This is a genomic window from Streptomyces sp. NPDC090499, from assembly GCF_044769305.1.
Classification (GTDB): Bacteria; Actinomycetota; Actinomycetes; order Streptomycetales; family Streptomycetaceae; genus Streptomyces.
This window is the reverse complement of the sequence record NZ_JBIVXP010000001.1, coordinates 158,078-181,262: the sequence shown is the minus strand read 5'-3', so window position 1 is coordinate 181,262 and position 23,185 is coordinate 158,078. Positions and strand designations below refer to the sequence as shown.

Below are 23,185 nucleotides of genomic sequence, written 5' to 3'. Positions count from 1 at the left end.
CGGTAGCATCCTGACCATGGCAGACACGCAGCAGGTTGAGGCGGACCCGAAGGCCGAGCGCAAGGTCGCGCGCCTCGCCAAGCAGATCAGCACCTTCGCCAAGGCCCACGGCGGCGCCGAGGGCCAGGTGGCCTACATCGGCGAACGCGGCGCCCGCATCGTCCTCGTCGGCGAGGACGGCGGCTGGGGCGACCTGGTGGCCCCGACGTACGAGATCGCCGAGCAGGCGGTCGCCAAGTCCGGCATCACCGTCCACGAGTCCTTCGACGGCGAGTTCGCGGCGAAGGTGGCGACGGGCCCTTACGAGTGGAAGCGGATGGCCGGCATTCAGATCGGCGGCTGAACAACGCGCCCCGAAGGGGCGTGGGGAACTGCGCGGTCAACCGCGGACGGCCCGCGGCCGCCGCACAACCGGCACTCCCGAGCGGAACCGCGACCTCAGTCCAGGTTCACCCGTTAAGACGGTCAAGCAACCGTCGTCCACGGGGAGCCCGGATGATCGAAACGCCGTCCCTGGTGGACCAGTACTGCCACGGCGTCCTCCGTACGGAGCTCGGCCTCGGCACCTTCGAGGCCCAGCTCGCCCGCACCGAAGGCCCCCCGGCCGCCGGTACCACCCTCTTCGACACCCAGACCGGCTTCGCGGTACGGCGCTGGTGCCCCCCGCTCCTCGGCCTGGAACCCCACTGCGCGCCGGCCCGCTACCTGGCCCGGCGCCGCGAACTCGGCGTCCTGGAGACCGGCCGCCGGCTCCTGCGCGGCAGCGGCATCACCACCTACCTGGTCGACACCGGCCTGCCCGGTGACCTCACCGGCCCCGCCGAGATGGCCTCGACCGGCGCGGCGGCGGCCCGTGAGATCGTCCGCCTGGAGCTCCTCGCCGAGCAGGTCGCCGACACCTCCGGCACCGTCGAGTCGTTCCTCGCCAACCTCGCCGAGTCGGTGCACGGCGCGGCGGCGAACGCGGTCGCCTTCACCTCCGTCGCCGGTCTCCGGCACGGCCTGGCACTGGCACCCGAACCCCCCGGCCCCGGCGAGGTGAGAGGCGCGGCCGGCCGCTGGCTGGCGGGCCGCCGGGTCGGCGGCGAACTGGCCGACCCGGTCCTCCTGCGCCACCTGCTCTGGATCGCCGTGGCCTCCGGCCTCCCGCTCCAGCTGCACGCGGGTCTCGGCGAACCCGGCGCCCGGATCGACCGCACCGACCCGGTCCTGCTCACCGACTTCGTCCGGGCCACCGCCGGCCTCGGCACCGACCTGGTCCTGCTGCACGGCTACCCCTACCACCGCCACGCCGCCCACCTCGCCGGCGTCTTCCCGCACGTGTACGCCGACTCGGGCGCGGCCCTGGTGCGCACCGGCGCCCGCGCCGCGACGATCCTCGCCGAGATCCTGGAGCTGGCCCCCTTCGGCAAGATCCTCTTCTCCAGCGGCGCCCACGGCCTGCCCGAGCTGCACGTGGTCGGCGCCCGCCTCTTCCGCGAGTCCCTCGCCCGGGTCCTGGGCACCTGGGTCGCCGAGGGCGCCTGGTCGCTCGGCGACGCCCAGCGCGTGGCCAGGCTGATCGCGGCGGGAAACGCGCAACGGGTGTACGGGCTGGACTGAAACGGGTGTGCGGGCTGGAGTGAGCTGTCCAGACTGAGCCCATGGACACCGAGACGTTACTGGCCCGCTTCGTCCGCGAGCTGTCGGCGCTGGACCCCGTGGCCGTGTGGGCGCACGGCTCGCTCGCCGCGGGCGAGGACTACCAGGAGGGCCGCAGCGACCTGGACCTGATCGCGGTGCTGCCGGGCCCGGTGACCCCGGCCGTCGTATGGAAGGTCGCGGTGGCGCACGCCCGGCTGCGCACGCTGCCGCTCGCTTCCGTCCTGCACTGCACCTATCTGACCCCGTCGACCGCGGCCGACCCGGCCCGGCGCCACGTCACCTTCGCGTACGAGGAGCTGTTCAGGCGGCCGGTCGGCCCGGTGACCCGGCGTGAGCTGCACGCTTTCGGGCGGGTGCTGCACGGGGCCGCGCCCTCCGGACTGCTGCCACCGGTGACGGACCGGGAACTCGTCGACTTCGTCCTCCGCGACCAGCGGGACTACTGGCGCCCCGTCGTCGACAAGGCCCCGCTGTGGACCCGGGACGTCTGGGTGGACCTCGGCCTGATCACCTTCGCCCGCGCCACCGTCACCGTCCGCGAGGGCCGCCTGATCTCCAAACGCGAGGCCCTGGACCTGCTGCCGGCCCTGGGCGCCCCCGCCGAGGTCGTCGAGGACATCCGGAGCCGCCGCTACGGCGACCCCGCCCCGCCCACCGGGGAGTGGACGGCGCGCCGGGCCCGGCTGACCCGGGACTACCTGGGCCCGGCGATCGACGCGCTCACGGCGTCGTTCGCCTGAACGGGTACGTCGGCCGCGACCTCGGCGCGTTCCCGCAGCGAGAGCAGGACCCGCAGTACGCCGATCCACACCAGGCAGGAGCCGAACATGTGCAGGCCGACCAGGACCGTCGGCAGGTGCGTGAAGTACTGGACGTAACCGATCACGCCCTGACCGAGCAGGATCAGGAACAGCTCGCGGACGCGGTCCCGCGGTCCCTGGGGTGCGCCGACGCCCTTGAGGAAGAACCACAGCGCGAAGGTTAGCGACACCACGATCCAGGCGAACACCGCGTGCAGTTCGGCGACACCGGACCAGCTGACGTCGATGCGCTCGACGTCGCCGGAGTCGCCCGGGTGCGGTCCCGCGCCGGTCACCACCGTGCCCGCGGCGATGAGCAGCAGCGTCACGCCGACCAGGGCCCACACCAGCTGCTGTACGGCCTTGCCGACCAGCGGACGCGGCTCGCCGTCGCCCTCGCGGGTGCGCTGCCACATCAGGGCGGCGACCGTGATGAGCGCCGTGGCGAGCAGGAAGTGCGCGGCGACGGTGTACGGGTTGAGGCCGACGAGCACCACGATGCCGCCGAGGATCGCGTTGCTCATCACGAGCCAGAACTGCGCCCAGCCCAGCCGGGTCAGGCTGCGCCGGAACGGCTTCTGGGAGCGGGCCGCGATGATCGCCCAGCCGACCGCCGCGCACAGCACGTAGGTCAGCATGCGGTTCGTGAACTCGATCGCGCTGTGGTAGCTCAGCGCGTCGGTCGGGGTCAGCGAGCCGGCGGTGCACTCGGGCCAGGTCGGGCAGCCGAGCCCGGAGCCGGTGAGCCGCACCGCGCCGCCGGTGACCACGATGACCACCGACATGACAAGTGCGGCGAGAGCCGCCCGCCGGACGGTCCGGGGCTCCGGCGTCCAGCGGTCGGCGATGAAGGCGAGCGGGTTGCGCACCGCCGCTACGAGGTCGGTGGGGGTCAGCTTTGGCACGGGCACCATCGTAGGGGGCCGCTTGTGCATGCGTTCACGAGGGGGCCGCGTCGGGCGTGACCGCCAGCTGGGGCTCGGGCAGCGTGTCGCTGTAGAGCCCTTCCTTGATCTGGCGGGCCCGGCCACGGAGCTCCGCCTTCGCGGTCGCGTCCGGGGCGCACTGGGCGAGGCGTTCGTACACCGCCACGAGGGAGGGGTGGCTGTCGCCGAGGCGGGTACGGAAGATCTGTTCGGCGAGCCGCAGTGTCTGTTCGGCGTTCACCTCGTCGCCCGTGGAGAGGACGACTGTGCGGCCGGTTGCGATCAGGACGGCGCCGAGGCGGGAGAGGGTCTTGGCCCGGTAGGGATGCCCGGCGTCGTAGGACTCGCGGTAGATGGACTCCGCCTCCAGCAGGGCGTCCAGGGCCTCCTGGTGACGTCCCTGGGCCAGCCGCAGGGAACCCAGCTTGTTGAGACAGGCCGCGTACTTGTGCTCCTCGCTCTCGCGGCGTTTGAGGTGCAACTCCACCACCGGTCCGAGCAGGGCGTCGGCCTCGTCGAGTCGGCGGCGCGCCTCGCGCATCATCCGGACGCGGCGCATCGGGTGGTGGGTCTCCCGCGCCCGGGTCCGCACCTCCTCGGCGCGGCGCCGCAGGACGTCCGCCAGGAACTTGCTGACCTGCGAGGTCTCGAAGTCGTCGGTGCCGCGGTTGCCGATGAAGACCACCAGGGCGGCGCGCAGCCCGCGCTCGGCGGTCGCCAGGTCGCCCCGGTCCTGGGCGACGATGGCCCGGTCACGCTGGAGCATCGCCCGGAAGACCAGATGGTCACGCGGCTCCTCACTGCCCTCGCTGGGCACCCGGTCCTCGGCACCCTGGTAGCGCTCCAGCGCCTGCCTCAGCTGCCCCGCGTTGCGATGGATCAGGCCGAGTTCCTGCTCGGCGGCGGCCCGGTCGAGGTCCTCCCAGCGGGCTTCCGGACTCTCGTACATCGAGATGGCGAGTTCCATCGCCTCCCGAGCCTCCTCGAACTTGGCGCGTTCCCGCAGGATCCCGCCGAGCAGTCGCCGGCAATGGGCCCGGATGGGCAGAAATCCGGGAACGCCCTCATGGCTCTCGCACTCGTCCAGTGCCGTACGGCACTCCTGCTCGGCCATGGCGAGCTGGGCCCGCCGGTAGCGCTGGTTGGCCACGGACAGCAGAGCCGTCGTACGCCCCAGATCGTCGTCGGTGTGCAGGGCGCGCAGGACCGCCTCCTGCTTGAAGTAGTCCAGGGCGCGGGTCCAGTCGCAGCGGTGCTCCTGGTACTGGCCGACCCGGTGCAGGAGACGGGCCAGGGCCTGGGGGTCGCGGGCCGCGCCGAGCTCGTGGTCGCCGGCGTCGGCGGCCCAGGTCAGCTCGGCGGTCGCCGCCACGACATGGGGCATCAGGCTCTCGCACTGGATGCGCTGGTCCAGCTGCCACGGCCGCTTCGGGAAGGCCGCTTCGAGGAGCTGGACGGCGGCCTGCGACCAGAGAAGTCTCGACTCCTCGTCCATGTCCTGGCGGACCTGGAACTGCACCTGGGGGTGCATGGCGTAGGTGACGGTGTTGAGCCTGCTGTCCCCGGTGCGGCGCAGCAGCGAGTAGTCGGACAGCTCGCGGACCACGTGGTTGAACGTGGCGGGGTCCTCCATGACGTCGCGCAGCGGAGAGGGGACCACCGCGGTGTTGCCCAGCAGCATGTCCTTGCGCACGTCCTCGGAGGCGAGGAAGGAGCACAGGCGCATGAGGTCCTCGGCCACGGGGTCGGCCGCCGTCACCCGTTCGAAGGCGAGCCTGAAGGTGACGGCCACGACGCCGCGGCCTTTGGAGAGGTCGGGCAGCCGGTGCAGGTACTCCGGGACGGAGATCTCCGTCCCGGCGATGTACGCGCCGGCCTGTTCCAGTGCGAGAGGCCACCAGTGGAGCTGTGCGCCCAGTTTGTCGAGCTGCTCGTCGCTGTTGTTCTGGTCGACGCGGAGCCTGAGGAACGCGAGGCCGTCCGCGGCTCCGAGGTCGGACAGTTCGATCAGGGCCGAGACGGCGCGGTGCCCGACCCAGCCCTCCCGCTGCTGGGTGGTGATCACTACCTCGCCGTGCCCGGCCCGCGGCAGCAGGGACGGACGTGAATCGTCGCTCTCCTCGTTCAGCGGTCCGATGCTGCCCCGCCGCACGTCGTCGTAGACGAGCAGCCAGCCGGGCGAGTCACGCAGCTTTCCCCAGAGCCGGTTGAGCATGACGTTCTTGGAGTCGTGCTGCGGAATGCCGAGGCAGGCCGCCAGTTCCAGCAGGTCGCTCCTGAGCCGCTCGTAACTGGATGCCGACAGCCACCAGACGAGGGAACGCTGGTGCCTGAGCTGCTCCTCGGCGTAGGCGGCGGCCAGTTGGGACTTGCCGACCCCGGCCGGCCCGTGGACGACGGCGATCCTGATGCCGCCGTTGCGGCGGCCGGGCCGTAAGGCTTTCGCGATGTCGCGGAGTTCCTGCTTGCGTCCGGTGAAGTACCGGGAGGGATCCGGAAGGTTGGGCGGGGGCAAGTACAACGAACCCCGGTCCTCGCCCTCGTGGACGGACTGCGGGGTGCGAGCGTGGACGACGAAGTAGCCGGAGATTGCGGAGATGCCCCCGAGTACACCGGCGCTCGAAGCCAGCTCCACGAGCCGGGTGCCGTCCGTGTCCTGCGCAATCACGGACAAAAAGATCGCCACGGCCCCTGTGACCGAGCTGAGGACGGTCCTGAAGAGTCGCTTATCGGGCACTGTCCGCATGACGCTCCCCCCGGCTATGCCCATGCTGTAGCGTCCCATTCTCCTCGTCGGTTCAACCGGCAGCCAGAGCAACTGCGCGGAACCAGTCGGCGTCTATGCGGAGTGTCCTGTCCCGGTACTAGGTCGTTAGTCCGGCGTTCGTTTCGGGCATTCACGACATCCAGACGGAGGCACGGTGCAGCGGCAGCAGGAAGGGCTCGACACCGAGGAGGGATCTCCTCCGGATCACCCTCTGCACATCGGTCTGGTGCACTGGTCCTTTCCGCCGTGTGTGGGTGGCGTCGAGACGCATCTCTGGGAGTACTCACGGGCTTTGGCGGCCCGTGGGCACCGGGTCACGGTGTTCACCGGGACCCCGAGTCCCGAACGCCCCTGCGCAGGTGTCGAGATGCACGCGCACCGGTTGCTCGACCTGGCCGTGCCGCGCCGTGACGACGAGCACGAGGTACGGGAGCTGGCCGACTGGTTCCGTGCGCACCTCGTCCGGGACCGCGATCCCATCCGCCTTGTGCACGGGCACAACCTGCACCACTTCTCCAGCGTCCCGGCCCGTGCCCTGAAGAGCCTCCAGGAAGAGCTCGGACTGGTCCTGCCGCACACCTACCACAGCATCTGGCGCGATCCGCAGGCCGAGGAACTGGCCCGGGAGTGCGCCGTCTGGGACGTCCACCACGCGGTGTCCGACTTCCTGGTCAGGGAGTGCGCGTCGGTGCTGGGGAAGAGCGTGGACCGCACCTATCTGGGCGTGGACACCCAGCCGTACCTCGACGTCCCCGAGCTGGGAGAGATCGGTCCGCGTCCCGTCGTCCTGCTGCCGGCCCGGCTCATCCCGAACAAGGGCGCCGCAGTGGCGATCATGATGCTGCGGAAGATCATCGACCGCGGTGCGGAGCGCGCGGACGGCGCTCCGCCGCTCAGGCCTCGTCTGGTCCTGACCGATCCGGCTTCCACGGTCGACTTCCATCACGAGAAGGGCGGTTTCCGGGCCACGCTGGAGCGGCTCGTCCGGGACCACGATCTCCGCGAGGGGGAGGGGCAGGACGTCGAGTTCCGGCAGGCGGGCGTCGACGACATGCGCAAGCTCTACGAGGAGGCGGCGGTCGTCGTCTACCCGTCCCGGTTCGACGAGCCCATGGGGCTCGCCCCGCTGGAGGCGATGTGCGCGGCCCGGCCCGTGGTCGCCACCGGTGTCGGCGGCCTGGGCGAGGGCGGAAGCACTCTGGTTCCGCCGTGCGAGGACGAGGACGCGCTGGCCGCCCAGTTCGCCGACCTGGTGTGGGGGCTGCTCGCCGGGCCGGAGGCGGCCAGGAAGGCCGGCCACTTCGCTCGTGAACACGTCAGGGACCGCTTCGACCTGGAGCGCGTCTACGTCGAGCCCATGCTCGACGAGTACGCCCGGCGGCTCGGCGCCGCCGCTCAGCCCGGCACGTGCCGCCACCCCTCGGGCAACTCGGGAACCGCGCATGTGCCGTTCTCCGCGACCTCGACCGCGAGCGGTCTGCCGGCCAGCACCAGACCACGCACCTTCATCGGCACGCGCATCGTGGGCCTCGCCGCCAGAGTCCTGCGGGCGATGTCCGGCCGCAGCCCCAGCAGCGCGGCCAGCACGGCCACCCCGGAAGCCGCCGACCAGCCCTGCGGCCGGCAGGCGGCGGGATAGGCGAGGGGCGCGGGGGAGCCGTTGCTGCGCGCGTCACCCGCGTACAGCTCCGGCATCCGGTACCCGAAGTGCGTCGCGGCGCCGAGCAGTCCGTGCAGCAGGGCCAGCGCCTCCTGATGGTGTCCCGTCGCGCAGAGCCCGCGCACCGCGATCGCCGTGTCGTGCGTCCACACCGAACCACCGTGATAACTCAGGGGATTGAAGCCGGGCACGGTGGCCGACCGGCTGCGCAGGCCCCACCCGGAGTTGAGCTGCGGGTGGGCCAGCCAGGTGGCGACGTCACGGCAGCCGTCCTCGTCCAGGATGCCCGTGGACAGCAGCTGGCCCATGTTCGAGGCGGGACCGCTGACGGGGGTGGGGCCGTGGCCCACCGCGATGGCGACATAGCGTGCGGCCGGGCCGTCCGCGGACGGCAGCCAGAAGAGGTCGGCGAAACGCTTCTTCAGGGCGGTGGCCCAGTTCAGGAGCTGTTGGGCCTCGTCGGGCCGGTTCCGGCCCCGGAGCAGCTCGGCCAGACCGTTCGCCGCCTCGTACGCGTACCCCTGCACCTCGCACAGCGCCAGCGGCGGCTCTATGGGCCGGCCCGCCGCGTCCCGTACCGCGTCCTCGCTGTCCTTCCACGACTGATGACGTAGCCCGTCGGACCGTGGCGGGTTGTAGCGCAGCAGCCCGTCGGTGTCCTCGCCGGTGCGTTCCAGCACCCAGTCCATGGCACGTTCCGCGTACGGCAGCAGCGCGTCGACCTCGGCGTCCGGCAGCCCCCAGTGCCAGGCCTCCACCAGGAGGGTCACGAACAGCGGGGTGGCGTCGACCGAGCCGTAGTAGTGGGAGGGGAGCCGCATGCCGTTGCCGTGCTGGGCCGTGGCGGGGCGGAGTTCGTGCAGGATCCGTCCGGGCGCCTCCTCCCGGAAGACGTCGTGCACCCTGCCCTGCCGGCGGGCCAGCGCCCACAGGGTGCCGCGGGCCAGGGCGGTGCCGAGCGGCAGCAGCATCCGTGCCGACCAGATCGAGTCCCGGCCGAAAAGGGTGAGGTACCAGGGGCAGCCCGCCGCGATGAACTGGTCCTCGGCGGCGCCGTCGGCACCGCCCAGCGGGTCCGCCAGCCGCAGGGCGTCGAGGTCCCGCAGGCCCCAGGAAACCAGGTCCCGCAACCGGGGGTCGTCGGTCTCGACGACCGGCTCGCTCCAGGGCGTGGGTTCTCGCGGGCGCACCGGGTGTCCGGACGGCTCGGGCACCGTACTGCCGGCGACCGTGACCGTCACCTGCCACGACTCGCCGGGTCTGAGGACCACCGGCGACCAGGTGAGGGTGCCGCCCTCGGGACCGTCGGCGACCGCGGGACCGATCGCGGACACGGTGGTGCGCAGTTCCGCGTGTCCGGAGGCGGAGCGCCACTCCAGACCCGCGCCGTCACTCGCTCCGGTGCACGGCACGGGCGCCTGACGGCGGCCCCGCTTCACGTCGGCGATGTCGGCCAGGTCGGTCGCCGCGGCCAACTCCACCCGCAGGCGGCGCTTGCTGGTACCGACGTTGCGCAGCGAGATGGTCTCTCCCACGCCCGCGGTGCGCACCCGCTCGACGATCATCGTCGGATCGTCCGTACGGTCTCTCGGGTCGCGGTGGACGGCGGTGAACCGCACCTGGTGCGGGCCGAGGGGCTGGACGCCGATGGGCTCGGGCTCCCGGTCGTCGAGGAGCAGGCACAGCGTGTGCAGCAGGCGGCGGTCATGGTCGTAGAAGCCCTGGACGTGTGCTCCGCGCAGTTGTCCGTCGCGCGGTGAGGCGGCGAAGGCCGGGGCGTCGACACAGATGACGACGTCGTGCAGCAGCGGCTGCAGCGATCTTGGTGCCGGTGAGTCCGCGGGTTCGAACACGGGTGGGGGTCTTCCCGCTGCGTGTGCCTCTCATTCGCGCGGGAGACACGAGGGTGTCACCCGTCGCACGCCGCAAGTCCGGACCGCGTCATTCCCCGCCCCGTCCCCTGCCCCGTCCCCTGCCTGGTCTCCCGCCCCGTCTCCCGCGTCACTCCCAGCGGAAGAACCGCCCCGCCGCCCCCAGCCCCACCACCGCCCACACCGCGAGGATCCCCAGATCCCCCCACGGCGTCCCCGCCCCGTGCTGCAGCACGTCCCGCAGGCCGTCCGACAGTGCGGAGATCGGCAGCAGGGCGAGGACGGACTGGGCCCCGCCGAACTTGTCCAGCGGGACGATGACGCCGCCGCCCACGAGGAGCAGCAGGAAGACCAGGTTGGCGGCGGCCAGGGTCGCCTCCGCCTTGAGGGTGCCGGCCATCAGGAGGCCGAGGCCGGAGAACGCGGCGGTGCCGAGGACCAGGAGGAGCAGGACGGCGAGGGGATTGCCGTGCGGGGACCAGCCGAGGGCGAGGGCGATCACCGTCAGGAGGAGCACCTGGAGGATCTCCGTGACCAGGACGGACGCGGTCTTGGCCGTCATCAGCCCCCAGCGGGGCAGCGGGGAGGAGGCGAGCCGCTTGAGGACGCCGTAGCGGCGCTCGAAGCCGGTCGCGATGGCCTGGCCGGTGAAGGCCGTGGACATGACGGCGAGGGCGAGGACGCCCGGGGCCAGGAAGTCGACCGAGCTGCCCTTGCCCGTGTCGACGATGTCCACCGAGCTGAAGAGCACCAGGATCAGCGTCGGGATCACGACCGTCAGGAGCAGCTGCTCGCCGTTGCGCAGCAGCATCCTCGTCTCCAGGGACGCCTGCGCCGCGATCATGCGGGGGAGCGGGGCGGCGCCCGGTGCGGGGGTGAAGGTGCCGGTCGCGGTGGTCATGAGCGCAGCTCCTTGCCGGTCAGCTCCAGGAAGACGTCCTCCAGCGTGTGGCGCTCGACCGAGATGCGGTCGGGCATCACGCCGTGCTGGGCGCACCACGAGGTCACCGTCGCCAGCAGCTGCGGGTTGACCTTGCCGACGACCCGGTAGGAGCCCGGGGTCAGCTCGGCGGCCGTGGAGTCGGCCGGCAGCGCCTTGAGCAGGGAGCCGACGTCGAGGCCGGGGCGGCCGGTGAACCGCAGGGTGTTCTCGGCGCCGCCCTTGCACAGTTCCTCGGGGGAGCCCTTGGCGATCACCCGGCCCGCGTCGATGACGGCGACGTCGTCGGCGAGTTGCTCGGCCTCCTCCATGTAGTGCGTGGTGAGGATGACCGAGACGCCGTCGGTGCGCAGGTCCCGGACCAGGTCCCAGGTGGCGTGGCGGGCCTGCGGGTCGAGGCCCGCCGTCGGCTCGTCGAGGAAGACCAGTTCCGGGCGCCCGACCACGGCCATGGCGAGCGCGAGGCGCTGCTGCTGGCCGCCGGAGAGGCGGCGGTACGACGTCCGGCCGCAGCTGCCGAGGCCCAGCCGCTCCATCAGCGCGTCCACGTCCAGCGGATGCGCGTGCAGCTTCGCCACGTGCCGCAGCATCTCGTCGGCGCGGGCGCCCGAGTAGACGCCCCCGGACTGGAGCATCACGCCGACTCTGGGGCGCAGCTCGGCGGACTGCCGTACGGGATCGAGGCCCAGGACGCGCACCGTGCCGGAAGCCGGCTTGCGGTACCCCTCGCAGGTCTCGATCGTGGTCGTCTTGCCCGCCCCGTTGGGGCCGAGTACGGCGGTCACGCCCGCCTCGGCGGTCAGGTCGAGGCCGTCCACAGCGGTCTTGGCGCCGTACCGCATCACCAGGTCCCGCACCTGGACCACCGGCTCACTTCGCATGGTGACAGAGTCTAAGGACGCCGGCCGTCACCCGGACGGCCGGGTGCTAGATCTCCTCCTCACGGGGTCGGTGTACGGCCAGCCACCGCTCGGCGTAGGCCACGGCTTCCGCCACCGGGAAGAGCCGGGCGTCCGCCGCGCCGACCCTGGCCCGGACGACGGCGCTCCGGTCGCGTTCGAAGTCGTACCCCAGTTCGTCGAAGCGGTCCGAGGTGATCGCCACCTCGGTGACCTCCTCCCAGCCGCCGCCTGGGGCGGGGCGGCCGACCCGGACGCGGGGGGAGGGGATGCGGTACTCGGCGAGGTGGAAGCTGGTGCAGGTGGCGTAGCCGGTGCCGAGCATGAGCACGCGCGCGTCCAGCTTCTCCAGCCGGGCCAGCGGACTCCGCTCGCCGAGCCGGCAGTCCGGGGCGTGGCCGTCGAGGATCTCCGCCGCGCGGGGGCCGACGGCCGCGAAGGAGGTCTGCGGGTGGGCGCTGCGCAGCGCACCCGGCCAGGTCCGCACCGTCTCCGGGATCACGCCGACCCCGCGGGCGGGGGTGGTCCGGGGGTCGTAGGGCGGCATGGTGGCCCGGATCGTCTCCCACCACTCCTCGGGCACCGGCGGATTCCGCCACACCACGGGGTCCGAGAGGTCGCCGGTCTGGGTGGGGACCACCAGGGTGCCGTCCTGGCCGAGGGCGTCGAGGAGGGCCTGCACGACCGCGACGGCTCCGCCGTTCACCCAGCCGAGGGAGCTGAGCGAGGTGTGTGCGAGGAGGGTCTCGCCGGACTTGACACCCAGCAGGCGAAGCTGCTGCGCGAGGGTGTCCCGGGTGACAAGAGGGCCGGTCGGAGGGGGTGTGGGCATGGTTCGGGAGTGTTGCGGAGAGGGCCGTCGCGCGCCACCGAATTGGCTGAGGGATGATCGATCAGAGATCGTTTCCGCAGGTCAGGGCTCACTCCTGGTTAGGTATGCCTAAGTGATGCAGGGCACCGTCATGTCGCCCGGACGCCGCTTGCCTGGCTCTGAGGAATTACGCAACAATGGCGTTGTGAAAAACGTCGGCGAGGCTCGGGAGACCCCCACGGGGGCCCCGCAGGAAGAGCTCGCGACCGGTGAGCGCTCGACGCGCAACCGGGTCGCGCGGTCGATCCTGGACCACGGGCCGTCGACCGTCACCGAGCTGGCCGGACGCCTGGGTCTGACCCCCGCGGCGGTCCGCCGCCATCTGGACGCGCTGGTCGCCGACGACGTCGTGGCCCCGCGTGAGCAGCGGGTGTACGGCGCGCGCACGCGCGGCCGGCCCGCCAAGGTCTTCGCGCTCACCGACTGCGGCCGGGACGCCTTCGACCAGTCGTACGACAAGCTCGCCGCCGACGCGCTGCGCTGGATCGCCGAGCAGGGAGGCGGCCAGGAGGCGGTCGCCGCCTTCGCGCGGGCCCGGATCGCCGCCCAGGCGAGCGTGTACCGCAAGGCGATCGAGGGCGTGGGTCCCGACGAGCGCACCGAAGCGCTGGCCAAGGCGCTGAGCCTGGACGGGTACGCTGCAACGGCGCGCACCGCACCGGTCGGCGAGCAGCTGTGCCAGCACCACTGCCCGGTCGCCCATGTCGCGGAGCAGTTCCCCCAGCTGTGCGAGGCGGAGACGGAGATCTTCGCCGAGCTGCTCGGAACGCACGTCCAGCGACTGGCGACCATCGCGCACGGCGACGGCGTCTGCACGACGTTCATCCCCAAGATTTCCACTGACGCATCTGCTAGCACGGCCGGGAGGAACCCCGCATGACTCTCCCCACGGAGACTGCCCACCCTGAGCTCGAAGGCCTGGGCAAGTACGAATACGGCTGGGCCGACTCCGACACGGCCGGCGCCTCCGCCAAGCGCGGCATCAACGAGGACGTCGTCCGGGACATCTCCGCGAAGAAGTCCGAGCCCGAGTGGATGACCAAGCTCCGCCTCAAGGGCCTGCGCCTCTTCGAGAAGAAGCCCATGCCGAACTGGGGCTCGGACCTGTCGGGCATCGACTTCGACAACATCAAGTACTTCGTGCGCTCCACGGAGAAGCAGGCGGAGTCCTGGGAGGACCTGCCCGAGGACATCAAGAACACCTACGACAAGCTGGGCATCCCGGAGGCCGAGAAGCAGCGCCTGGTCGCCGGTGTCGCCGCCCAGTACGAGTCGGAGGTCGTCTACCACCAGATCCGCGAGGACCTGGAGGAGCAGGGCGTCATCTTCCTCGACACCGACACCGCGCTGAAGGAGCACCCGGACCTCTTCAAGGAGTACTTCGGCACCGTCATCCCGGTCGGTGACAACAAGTTCGCCTCGCTGAACACCGCCGTGTGGTCGGGCGGCTCCTTCATCTACGTGCCGAAGGGCGTGCACGTCGAGATCCCGCTCCAGGCCTACTTCCGCATCAACACGGAGAACATGGGCCAGTTCGAGCGGACCCTGATCATCGTCGACGAGGGCGCCTACGTGCACTACGTCGAGGGTTGTACGGCCCCGATCTACAAGTCGGACTCGCTGCACTCCGCGGTCGTCGAGATCATCGTCAAGAAGAACGCCCGCTGCCGCTACACGACCATCCAGAACTGGTCGAACAACGTCTACAACCTGGTCACCAAGCGCGCCGTCGCCTACGAGGGCGCCACCATGGAGTGGATCGACGGCAACATCGGCTCCAAGGTGACGATGAAGTACCCGGCCGTCTACCTGATGGGCGAGCACGCCAAGGGCGAGACCCTCTCCATCGCCTTCGCGGGCGAGGGCCAGCACCAGGACGCCGGCTCCAAGATGGTCCACATGGCGCCGAACACGTCGTCCAACATCGTCTCGAAGTCCGTGGCGCGCGGCGGCGGCCGCACCTCCTACCGCGGCCTGGTCGAGATCGGCGAGGGCGCCGCCGGATCCAAGTCGAACGTGCTGTGCGACGCGCTGCTCGTCGACACGATCTCCCGCTCCGACACGTACCCCTACGTGGACGTCCGCGAGGACGACGTGTCCATGGGCCACGAGGCGACCGTCTCCAAGGTCTCCGAGGACCAGCTCTTCTACCTGATGAGCCGCGGTCTGACCGAGTTCGAGGCGATGGCGATGATCGTGCGCGGCTTCGTCGAGCCGATCGCGAAGGAGCTCCCCATGGAGTACGCCCTCGAACTCAACCGGCTGATCGAGCTCCAGATGGAAGGCGCGGTCGGCTAAGCCACCGCCGTCACCGTCACGCCACTCACGTAAGAAAGCGAGCAGACCGACAGCCATGGCTGAGGCTCAGAACTCCCCGGTGGGCTCCACCACCGCCGGCGCCATCGCGGTGGCCGCCGAGTCGACCGTCGCCACGCGCATGAGCGCGCCCCCCTCCTTCGACGTCGCGGACTTCCCGGTCCCGCACGGCCGCGAGGAGGAGTGGCGGTTCACCCCGCTGGAGCGCCTGCGCGGGCTGCACGACGGCACGGCGGTCGCCACCGTCGACAGCCTGAAGGTCGCGGTGGAGGCCCCCGAGGGCGTCACCGTCGAGCTGGTCGGCCGCGACGACCCCCGGCTCGGCCGGGCCGGCGCCCCCGTGGACCGGGTCGCCGCCCAGGCGTACTCGGCCTTCGAGCAGGCCGGCGTGGTCACCGTCCCCAAGGAGACGGTGCTCACCGAGCCGATCCGGATCAGCGTGCACGGCCAGGGCGGCGTCGCCTTCGGCCACCAGGTCATCGAGCTGGGTGCCTTCGCCGAGGCCGTCGTCGTCATCGACCACACCGGTGACGTGGTCACCGCCGCCAACGTCGAGTACGTCCTCGGCGACGGCGCCAAGCTCACCGTCGTCTCCGTCCAGGACTGGGACGACAAGGCCGTCCACGTCGCCCAGCACAACGCCCTGGTCGGCCGGGACGCCAGCTTCAAGTCCGTGGTCGTCACCTTCGGCGGCGACGTCGTACGGCTGCACCCGCGCGTCGCCTACGCCGGCACCGGCGGCGAGGCCGAGCTGTACGGCCTGTACTTCACCGACGCCGGGCAGCACCAGGAGCACCGCCTGCTCGTCGACCACAACACCCCGCACTGCAAGTCCAACGTCGCCTACAAGGGCGCCCTCCAGGGCGACGAGGCGCACGCGGTGTGGATCGGCGACGTCCTCATCGAGGCCAAGGCCGAGGGCACCGACACCTACGAGATGAACCGCAACCTGGTCCTCACGGACGGCGCGCGGGTCGACTCGGTGCCGAACCTGGAGATCGAGACCGGCGAGATCGTCGGCGCCGGCCACGCCTCCGCCACCGGCCGCTTCGACGACGAGCAGCTCTTCTACCTGATGGCCCGCGGCATCCCGCAGCACGAGGCCCGCCGCCTCGTCGTCCGCGGCTTCTTCGCCGAACTGGTCCAGCAGATCGGTGTCGCCGACATCGAGGAGCGCCTGCTCGCCAAGATCGAGGAGGAGCTGGAGGCCTCGGTCGCATGACGTCGACTGCGTACGTACGCGCCTGCGGGCTGAGCGAGCTGGAGGAGGACACCCCGAAGCGGGTGGAACTCGACGGCACGCCGGTCTCGGTCGTGAAGACCGAGGGAGAGGTGTTCGCGATCCACGACATCTGCTCCCACGCCAACGTCTCGCTCTCCGAGGGCGAGGTGGAGGACTGCCAGATCGAGTGCTGGCTGCACGGCTCCAGCTTCGACCTGCGCACCGGCAAGCCGTCCGGCCTCCCGGCCACGCGCCCCGTCCCCGTTTACCCCGTAAAGATCGAAGGGGACGACGTGCTCGTCTCCCTCACCCAGGAGTCCTGAGGCACCCATGGCAACGCTTGAAATCCGAGACCTGCACGTCACCGTCGAGGCCGACAACGCCACGAAGGAGATCCTCAAGGGCGTCGACCTCACCGTGAAGCAGGGCGAGACGCACGCCATCATGGGCCCCAACGGCTCCGGCAAGTCGACCCTCGCCTACTCGCTGGCGGGTCACCCGAAGTACACGATCACCGGCGGCACCGTCACTCTCGACGGCGAGGACGTCCTGGAGATGTCCGTCGACGAGCGCGCCCGCGCGGGCCTGTTCCTGGCGATGCAGTACCCGGTCGAGGTCCCCGGTGTCTCGGTCTCCAACTTCCTGCGCACCTCCGCCACCGCCGTCCGCGGCGAGGCCCCCAAGCTGCGCACCTGGGTGAAGGAGGTCAAGGAGGCCATGGAGCGCCTCAACATGGACCAGTCCTTCGCCGAGCGCAACGTCAACGAGGGCTTCTCCGGCGGCGAGAAGAAGCGCCACGAGATCCTCCAGCTCGAACTGCTCAAGCCGAAGATCGCGATCCTCGACGAGACCGACTCCGGCCTCGACGTCGACGCCCTCCGCATCGTCTCCGAGGGTGTCAACCGGGTCCGCGAGACCGGCGAGGTCGGCACCCTGCTGATCACGCACTACACGCGCATCCTGCGCTACATCAAGCCCGACTTCGTCCACGTCTTCTCGGCCGGCCGGATCGTCGAGTCCGGCGGCGCCGAGCTCGCCGACAAGCTGGAGGACGAGGGCTACGAGGCATACACGAAGGGTGGCGTATCCGCGTGACACAGTTGCCGGGCCTCCTCGACACCGAGGCGATCCGCAAGGACTTCCCCGTCCTGGACCGCCTGGTCCACGACGGCAAGAAGCTCGTGTACCTGGACAACGCGGCGACCAGCCAGAAGCCGCGCCAGGTACTGGACGTCCTCAGCGAGTACTACGAGCGCCACAACGCCAACGTCCACCGCGGTGTGCATGTGCTCGCCGAGGAGGCCACGGCGATGTACGAGGGCGCGCGCGACAAGGTCGCGGAGTTCGTCAACGCGCCCAGCCGCGACGAGGTGATCTTCACGAAGAACGCCTCCGAGTCGCTGAACCTCGTGGCCAACATGCTCGGCTGGGCCGACGAGCCCTACCGGGTGGACCACGAGACCGAGATCGTCATCACGGAGATGGAGCACCACTCCAACATCGTGCCGTGGCAGCTGCTCGCGCAGCGCACCGGCTCGAAGCTGAAGTGGTTCGGCCTCACCGACGACGGCCGCCTCGACCTGTCCAACATCGACGAGATCATCACCGAGAAGACGAAGATCGTCTCCTTCGTGCTGGTGTCGAACATCCTGGGCACGGTCAACCCGGTCGAGGCGATAGTGCGCCGCGCCCAGGAGGTCGGCGCCCTCGTCTGCATCGACGCCTCCCAGGCCGCGCCCCACATGCCGCTGGACGTGCAGGCCCTCCAGGCCGACTTCGTGGCCTTCACCGGCCACAAGATGTGCGGCCCGACCGGCATCGGCGTCCTCTGGGGCCGCCAGGAGCTCCTGGAGGACCTGCCGCCCTTCCTCGGCGGCGGCGAGATGATCGAGACCGTGTCGATGCACTCGTCGACGTACGCCCCGGCGCCCCACAAGTTCGAGGCGGGCACCCCGCCGGTCGCCCAGGCGGTCGGCCTCGGTGCGGCCATCGACTACCTCAACGCCATCGGCATGGACAAGATCCTCGCCCATGAGCACGCACTGACGGAGTACGCGGTCCAGCGCCTCCAGCAGGTCCCCGACCTGAAGATCATCGGCCCCACCACGGCCGAGGACCGGGGCGCCGCGATCTCCTTCACCCTCGGGGACATCCACCCGCACGACGTGGGCCAGGTCCTCGACGAGCAGGGCATCGCGGTCCGGGTCGGCCACCACTGCGCACGGCCGGTCTGCCTGCGCTACGGAATTCCTGCGACCACGCGAGCGTCGTTCTATCTGTACTCCACTCCGGCCGAGATCGACGCTCTGGTCGAGGGCCTGGAGCACGTACGGAACTTCTTCGGCTGAAGGGCGTGAGCTGAAACCGTGAAGCTGGACTCGATGTACCAGGAAGTCATCCTGGACCACTACAAGCACCCGCACGGGCGCGGTCTCCGGGATGGCGACGCCGAGGTGCACCATGTGAACCCGACGTGCGGCGACGAGATCACCCTCCGAGTGAAGTACGACGGCACGACCATCGCGGACGTCTCGTACGAGGGCCAGGGCTGCTCCATCAGCCAGGCCTCGGCCTCCGTGCTGAACGACCTGCTGGTCGGCAAGGACCTGGCGGACGCGCAGAAGGTCCAGGAGACCTTCCTGGAGCTGATGCAGTCCAAGGGCCGGATCGAGCCCGACGACGCGATGGAGGAGGTCCTGGAGGACGCCGTCGCGTTCGCCGGGGTCTCCAAGTACCCGGCCCGGGTCAAGTGCGCCCTCCTGAGCTGGATGGCGTGGAAGGACGCGACGGCCCAGGCGCTGGGTGGCGCCGACGCCGAAAGGAAGACGGCATGAGCGAGACCGTTGAGATGAAGCCGGCCTCGGAGGAAGAACTCCGCGAGGCGCTGTACGACGTCGTCGACCCCGAGCTGGGCATCGACGTCGTCAACCTCGGACTGATCTACGGCATCCACATCGACGACGCGAACATCGCGACGATCGACATGACCCTGACGTCGGCGGCCTGCCCGCTGACCGATGTCATCGAGGACCAGGCCAAGTCCGCCACGGACGGCATCGTCAACGAGCTGCGCATCAACTGGGTCTGGATGCCCCCGTGGGGCCCCGACAAGATCACGGACGACGGCCGTGAGCAGCTGCGGGCGCTCGGGTTCAACGTCTGAGACCCCGGCACACGAAAGCGGCGGCACCCGGGCAGGGTGCCGCCGCTTCTGCATGTGTCTCAGCCCAGCCCGTCCACGAGGTCGAAGAAGAAGTCCTGGCGGTTGGTCGTGTTGTAGCCGTACGGGTCCAGGCGCAGCTGGAAGTTCTTGTGGCGCAGGGCGTAGTTGGGGTAGTTCACCGACTGGAACAGCACGTCGTCCGAGAACGGCGACTTCTGGGGGCAGAAGGTGGCGTCCTGCCTGAAGAGGCTGCTGCCGTCGTTGCGCTCGGCGCGCAGCACGAAGTTCTGGTGGCGCAGGTACAGCCCGTCGTGTGTGGCGAAGGAGTAGCAGGAGGCGTTCGCCAGGCCCTTGACCAGCTCGAAGGTCGAGTCCTCGCGGGACTCGGAGCCGCGGGGCTGGTCGAGGTACACGTAGCTGCCGCTCACGTGCCAGTAGCGGTCCGGGTAGTTGACCGAGCGGACCGACTTCCCGGAGCTGCCGGTCTGCTGTCCGGAGCCGCCCGAGCCGCCCGAAGTCCCCTGGGACGGCGTGGACCTGGACGGCTGCGCGCCGGACGGCGAGCTTTTCGGGCCGGTGCTTGATGCGGTGGCCGACGCCGTGGCGGACGCGGTCGGCGAGGTCGCCGACATCCCCGACGTGACCTTGGGCGGGGCGGTCGTGTCCGACGCCGACGGCGAGGCGAAGGAGAGCAGACCGGGGCCGTTGTCGGTGCTCGCCGACACCGTGGGACCGGCCGCTGACGCCTTGTCAGGGGCTTTGTGGTCGACGGCTATCGCCGTGACGCAGGCGACGACGGTGGCGACGGCCAGCGTGCCGGCCAGCCAGAGTCTTCGGGTTCCGGGAGCCCGGGAGGTGTCGGGGACCCAGCCGTTCTCCCAGGGGGGATGCGGCGGGGGTTGGGGGGTGGTTTCTGGCATGCGCGTTTCCTCCAGCGGCGCCAAGGCAGCGGCGGCCGGGGGTGTGAAGGTGAGGTGAGTGAACTGTGAAGCAGTCGTGGATCACAGAGGTGCACACACTAGTGGAGTAACGGGGCTGCGGGGAGCCGTTTCAGCTAGCGGTTTCTATGAACATTGAACATCCTCGTGCGGTGCCCGTGCGGGCAAACGGCATACCCGGCACCCTCGTTCGGTGTGGCCGGATGTGTGCCGGCGTCTTTGTGTACTCCCGTACACATCGTTGCGTACACTCGTACACATGGGATACCTGACGCTCGCCGGCGCCATAGCCGCCGAGGTCGCCGCCACGACGGCGATGAAGTACGCGGACGGCTTCAGCAGACTCTGGCCCTCGCTGCTGACGGCGCTGGGCTACCTGGTGTCGTTCCTGCTCCTGGCCCAGACGCTGAAGACCCTGTCGATCGGCACGGCGTACGCGATCTGGTCCGGGGTGGGCACCGCGGCCATCGCCGTGCTGGGACTCCTGCTGTTCGGGGAGACGCTGACCCTGGTCAAGGTCGCCGGGATCGTCCTGATCATCGGGGGAGTGGTCGTCCTGAACCTGGGAGGCGCGCACTGATGCCACGCCGCTACGACCCCGACCGCCGCCGGCGGATCATCGACGCGGCGATCCGGGTGGTGGGCGAGAAGGGCCTGGCGGGGCTGAGCCACCGCTCGGTCGCCGCCGAGGCGGACGTGCCGCTCGGCTCGACGACCTACCACTTCAAGACCCTCGACGAGCTGATGGTCGCCGCACTGCGGCAGGCCAACGAGGGCTTCGCCAAGACGGTCGCCGCCCACGGCGGCCTGGACGACTCCTCGACGGACCTCGCCACCGCCCTCGCCCGGATCCTCGGCGACTGGCTGGGCGGTGACCGTACCTCCGTGGAACTGGAGTACGAGCTCTACCTCGCCGCCCTGCGCCGCCCGGCCCTGCGCCCCGTCGCCGCCGAGTGGGCCGACGAACTCGCCGAGCGGCTGGCCCGGCACACCGATCCGGTCACGGCGCGGGCGCTGGTCGCACTGATGGACGGGATCTGCCTCCAGGTGCTGCTGACCGGGACGCCGTACGACGAGGGATATGCGCGGGAGGTGCTGGGGCGGGTGATTCCCTGAGGCCGCCGCCCCGGCCGACGGCCTCCCCGCGGACGGCAGGGACCGGGAAGCGGTCAGGACGGCGCGCCGCGGTTGCCGCCCGCCGCCGCCCCTTCGTCGCGCCCCGCGCCCGCTGGGCCCGGCAGGCCCCCGCCACCTGCGAAGATCCGCGCGCAGCCGCACGGCCCGCCCCCTGAGACGCCCCGCACGCTGGTTCGCCTCGCGGGCCCCCGGCCGGTTAGGTTGCCCTCATGACCGACACGACTGCTCCTCGTCCCACCGGTGCCGCCGCCGCCGGCCTCGCCACGATCGCCGCCGACGGCACCGTTCTCGACACCTGGTTCCCCGCCCCCGAACTCCTCGCCGAGCCCGGCCCGGCCGGCACCGAGCGGCTGTCCGCGGACAGGGCCGTGGAACTGCTCGGCGAGAACGCCGGGAACGCGATCGGCCCGGACGCCCGCCGCGGTGTCGAGGTCGTCGCGGTCCGTACGGTCATCTCCTCGCTCGACGACAAGCCCCTCGACACCCACGACGTCTACCTGCGCCTGCACCTGCTCTCGCACCGTCTGGTGAAGCCGCACGGCCAGAGTCTGGACGGCATCTTCGGCCTGCTCGCCAACGTCGCCTGGACATCCCTCGGCCCGGTGGCCGTCGACGACATCGAGAAGGTCCGGCTGAACGCCCGTGCCGAGGGCCTGCACCTCCAGGTGACCTCGATCGACAAGTTCCCGCGGATGACCGACTACGTCGCCCCGAAGGGGGTGCGCATCGCCGACGCCGACCGGGTCCGCCTCGGCGCGCACCTCTCCGAGGGCACCACCGTCATGCACGAGGGCTTCGTCAACTTCAACGCCGGCACGCTCGGCACCTCGATGGTCGAGGGCCGCATCTCGGCCGGCGTCGTGGTCGGCGACGGCTCGGACATCGGCGGCGGCGCCTCCACCATGGGCACGCTGTCCGGCGGCGGCAACGTCATCATCGCCATCGGCGAGCGCTGCCTGATCGGCGCCGAGGCGGGCGTCGGCATCGCCCTCGGCGACGAGTGCGTGGTCGAGGCCGGCCTCTACGTCACCGCGGGCACCCGCGTCACCATGCCCGACGGCCAGATCGTCAAGGCCCGCGAGCTGAACGGCGCCTCCAACATCCTCTTCCGCCGCAACTCGGTCTCCGGCGCCGTCGAGGCCCGCCCGAACAACGCGGTCTGGGGCGGCCTGAACGAGATCCTGCACAGCCACAACTGACGGGCAGCGGCCGCGACCTGCGGCCACCCTCCCGGCTTGTGGTCGAGGCCAACCGGGCAGACAGAGCCGAGCGCAGGGTGGGACGACCCGCGCGCAGGCCGGGGTGCCCCGGCCTGCGCGCGTTCTGGTCCCCGGCTCTCCTGGGGCGGGACCGGAGGTCCCACAGGCTGCGGGTCGCCGTGGGCGCGGTGCGGTGGCGGTGTTCCACCTGCCGATCGGCCTCGGCGCGCCGGCCGGCGTGGTCGTCGACACGCTCACCCTTCCGTGCGCCGCGCACCGGAGGCCCGGCGGTTCCGCAGTCCGAGCGTTCAGCCGTCGTACGGCAGGGAAGCGCGGAACCGGGTCAGCGCGGCGAAGTCGGGCTCCCTCAGGCCGATCCGGGGGCTGACGTGACGGAGCAGGGCCGGGCCGGGATGGTGGGCCCGGACGTACAGCGTGTCCGCCGGGCTCTGCTCGTCGTCCACCCAGGCGAACGGCCGCCCCTCGGCGTACGCCACGATCGCCTCGGTCTTCCAGTGGACGCCGTCCGCGCGCTCGGCGAACAAGCCCCGCCCGAAGTCGACGTACGGCAGTTCGGGCAGGCCGACGACCGGCCCGATCCAGCGGTTGGCCTCCGCCATCCAGGTGGTCGCCCAGCACAGCTCGTAGCCGAGCGCGAGCAGCGCCGGGCCGTGGGACGGGTTCAGCCACACCCGCAGCGGGCGACCCGGACGCACGGTCGCCCGGATCGTCGTGAAGCCCTCCGGTCGCCGCTCGGGCTGCGCCGCGTACGGGTTGAGGGGGCCGTCGACGTCCAGGAACAGCAGGGGGCGGCGCACGGGGACAACGTACG

The 23,185-nt window shown here is 70.9% G+C and carries 22 protein-coding genes and 1 pseudogene; 15 read left to right on the top strand and 8 right to left on the bottom strand.

Features of this window, described 5'->3' with window-relative positions; all coding sequences use genetic code 11:
• Nucleotides 1–16 precede the first annotated feature (16 nt).
• The 3 genes from ACIQVL_RS00875 to ACIQVL_RS00865 all read left to right on the top strand — a co-directional run bounded on the left by ACIQVL_RS00875 (nucleotide 17) and on the right by ACIQVL_RS00865 (nucleotide 2,384).
• Complete coding sequence (locus ACIQVL_RS00875; protein WP_403435201.1) at nucleotides 17–343, top strand: hypothetical protein; 327 nt, start codon at nucleotides 17–19, stop codon at nucleotides 341–343.
• Nucleotides 344–495: 152 nt separating this feature from the next.
• Nucleotides 496–1,602, top strand: coding sequence for an amidohydrolase family protein (locus ACIQVL_RS00870; protein ID WP_403435202.1), 1,107 nt, complete (start codon nucleotides 496–498; stop codon nucleotides 1,600–1,602).
• A gap of 41 nt (nucleotides 1,603–1,643) precedes the next feature.
• Entirely contained in the window at nucleotides 1,644–2,384 is a 741-nt protein-coding gene (locus tag ACIQVL_RS00865) for a nucleotidyltransferase (RefSeq protein ID WP_403473920.1), read from the top strand.
• Here ACIQVL_RS00865 and ACIQVL_RS00860 read toward each other — a convergent pair.
• The gene (locus ACIQVL_RS00860) at nucleotides 2,339–3,358 is read right to left on the bottom strand and encodes a heme A synthase (protein ID WP_403435206.1); all 1,020 of its coding nucleotides are present in this window, start codon (nucleotides 3,356–3,358) and stop codon (nucleotides 2,339–2,341) included. The genes ACIQVL_RS00865 and ACIQVL_RS00860 overlap by 46 nt on opposite strands.
• A 25-nt stretch (nucleotides 3,359–3,383) precedes the next feature.
• Nucleotides 3,384–6,038, bottom strand: coding sequence for a tetratricopeptide repeat protein (locus tag ACIQVL_RS00855; RefSeq protein WP_403473919.1), 2,655 nt, complete (start codon nucleotides 6,036–6,038; stop codon nucleotides 3,384–3,386).
• 253 nt (nucleotides 6,039–6,291) lie between these two features.
• Between ACIQVL_RS00855 and ACIQVL_RS00850 the strand changes: the two are divergent.
• Nucleotides 6,292–7,377: pseudogene (locus ACIQVL_RS00850) on the top strand (glycosyltransferase family 4 protein); the annotation flags it as partial.
• A 155-nt stretch (nucleotides 7,378–7,532) separates the two neighbouring features.
• Here ACIQVL_RS00850 and ACIQVL_RS00845 read toward each other — a convergent pair.
• The 4 genes from ACIQVL_RS00845 to ACIQVL_RS00830 form a co-directional block, all read right to left on the bottom strand.
• Nucleotides 7,533–9,650 carry a glycogen debranching N-terminal domain-containing protein gene (locus ACIQVL_RS00845; protein WP_403473918.1) on the bottom strand — a complete coding sequence of 706 codons (2,118 nt, stop codon included), beginning with the start codon at nucleotides 9,648–9,650 and terminating at the stop codon, nucleotides 7,533–7,535.
• A 148-nt stretch (nucleotides 9,651–9,798) separates the two neighbouring features.
• The gene (locus tag ACIQVL_RS00840) at nucleotides 9,799–10,569 is read right to left on the bottom strand and encodes an ABC transporter permease (protein ID WP_403435215.1); all 771 of its coding nucleotides are present in this window, start codon (nucleotides 10,567–10,569) and stop codon (nucleotides 9,799–9,801) included.
• Nucleotides 10,566–11,489, bottom strand: coding sequence for an ABC transporter ATP-binding protein (locus ACIQVL_RS00835; RefSeq protein WP_403435217.1), 924 nt, complete (start codon nucleotides 11,487–11,489; stop codon nucleotides 10,566–10,568). The genes ACIQVL_RS00840 and ACIQVL_RS00835 overlap by 4 nt, the downstream gene beginning before the upstream one ends.
• Before the next feature lie 46 nt (nucleotides 11,490–11,535).
• Nucleotides 11,536–12,339, bottom strand: coding sequence for an aminoglycoside N(3)-acetyltransferase (locus ACIQVL_RS00830; RefSeq protein WP_403473917.1), 804 nt, complete (start codon nucleotides 12,337–12,339; stop codon nucleotides 11,536–11,538).
• Nucleotides 12,340–12,523: 184 nt separating this feature from the next.
• Here ACIQVL_RS00830 and ACIQVL_RS00825 point away from each other — a divergent pair, with 184 nt between their 5' ends.
• From ACIQVL_RS00825 to ACIQVL_RS00790, 8 genes are read left to right on the top strand one after another with little or no spacing between them, the layout of a single operon-like run.
• The gene (locus tag ACIQVL_RS00825; protein WP_403435219.1) at nucleotides 12,524–13,258 is read left to right on the top strand and encodes a helix-turn-helix transcriptional regulator; all 735 of its coding nucleotides are present in this window, start codon (nucleotides 12,524–12,526) and stop codon (nucleotides 13,256–13,258) included.
• The gene (gene sufB / locus ACIQVL_RS00820) at nucleotides 13,255–14,676 is read left to right on the top strand and encodes a Fe-S cluster assembly protein SufB (RefSeq protein ID WP_351958416.1); all 1,422 of its coding nucleotides are present in this window, start codon (nucleotides 13,255–13,257) and stop codon (nucleotides 14,674–14,676) included. Before ACIQVL_RS00825 ends, sufB begins: the two co-directional genes overlap by 4 nt.
• Nucleotides 14,677–14,731: 55 nt before the next feature.
• A complete protein-coding gene (gene sufD, locus ACIQVL_RS00815; RefSeq protein ID WP_403435222.1) occupies nucleotides 14,732–15,916 on the top strand; it encodes a Fe-S cluster assembly protein SufD in 1,185 nt (394 codons plus the stop codon).
• Nucleotides 15,913–16,239 (top strand): non-heme iron oxygenase ferredoxin subunit, encoded by a 327-nt coding sequence (locus ACIQVL_RS00810; protein ID WP_351485767.1) that lies wholly within the window; start codon nucleotides 15,913–15,915, stop codon nucleotides 16,237–16,239. The genes sufD and ACIQVL_RS00810 overlap by 4 nt, the downstream gene beginning before the upstream one ends.
• Nucleotides 16,240–16,246: 7 nt before the next feature.
• Nucleotides 16,247–17,011 (top strand): Fe-S cluster assembly ATPase SufC, encoded by a 765-nt coding sequence (gene sufC / locus ACIQVL_RS00805; protein ID WP_351958418.1) that lies wholly within the window; start codon nucleotides 16,247–16,249, stop codon nucleotides 17,009–17,011.
• The gene (locus ACIQVL_RS00800) at nucleotides 17,008–18,264 is read left to right on the top strand and encodes a cysteine desulfurase (RefSeq protein ID WP_403473916.1); all 1,257 of its coding nucleotides are present in this window, start codon (nucleotides 17,008–17,010) and stop codon (nucleotides 18,262–18,264) included. The genes sufC and ACIQVL_RS00800 overlap by 4 nt, the downstream gene beginning before the upstream one ends.
• A gap of 18 nt (nucleotides 18,265–18,282) precedes the next feature.
• Nucleotides 18,283–18,750, top strand: coding sequence for a Fe-S cluster assembly sulfur transfer protein SufU (gene sufU, locus ACIQVL_RS00795; RefSeq protein WP_362581325.1), 468 nt, complete (start codon nucleotides 18,283–18,285; stop codon nucleotides 18,748–18,750).
• A complete protein-coding gene (locus tag ACIQVL_RS00790) occupies nucleotides 18,747–19,079 on the top strand; it encodes a metal-sulfur cluster assembly factor (protein ID WP_351485771.1) in 333 nt (110 codons plus the stop codon). The genes sufU and ACIQVL_RS00790 overlap by 4 nt, the downstream gene beginning before the upstream one ends.
• Before the next feature lie 59 nt (nucleotides 19,080–19,138).
• Here ACIQVL_RS00790 and ACIQVL_RS00785 read toward each other — a convergent pair whose 3' ends face one another.
• Nucleotides 19,139–19,999: an AbfB domain-containing protein gene (locus ACIQVL_RS00785; protein WP_403473915.1), complete on the bottom strand. Its 861-nt coding sequence runs from the start codon at nucleotides 19,997–19,999 to the stop codon at nucleotides 19,139–19,141.
• A 277-nt stretch (nucleotides 20,000–20,276) separates the two neighbouring features.
• On the opposite strand from ACIQVL_RS00785, the gene ACIQVL_RS00780 reads away from it, so the two are divergent.
• The 3 genes from ACIQVL_RS00780 to dapD all read left to right on the top strand — a co-directional run bounded on the left by ACIQVL_RS00780 (nucleotide 20,277) and on the right by dapD (nucleotide 22,353).
• A complete protein-coding gene (locus ACIQVL_RS00780; RefSeq protein WP_403473914.1) occupies nucleotides 20,277–20,597 on the top strand; it encodes a DMT family transporter in 321 nt (106 codons plus the stop codon).
• Complete coding sequence (locus ACIQVL_RS00775; RefSeq protein ID WP_403435229.1) at nucleotides 20,597–21,133, top strand: TetR/AcrR family transcriptional regulator; 537 nt, start codon at nucleotides 20,597–20,599, stop codon at nucleotides 21,131–21,133. Before ACIQVL_RS00780 ends, ACIQVL_RS00775 begins: the two co-directional genes overlap by 1 nt.
• A 230-nt stretch (nucleotides 21,134–21,363) precedes the next feature.
• Entirely contained in the window at nucleotides 21,364–22,353 is a 990-nt protein-coding gene (dapD, locus tag ACIQVL_RS00770) for a 2,3,4,5-tetrahydropyridine-2,6-dicarboxylate N-succinyltransferase (protein WP_382730542.1), read from the top strand.
• Between the two features lie 308 nt (nucleotides 22,354–22,661).
• Here dapD and ACIQVL_RS00765 read toward each other — a convergent pair whose 3' ends face one another.
• On the bottom strand, nucleotides 22,662–23,171 hold the full coding sequence (locus ACIQVL_RS00765; RefSeq protein WP_403435231.1) for a hypothetical protein: 510 nt from the start codon (nucleotides 23,169–23,171) through the stop codon (nucleotides 22,662–22,664).
• Between the last annotated feature and the right edge of the window lie 14 nt (nucleotides 23,172–23,185).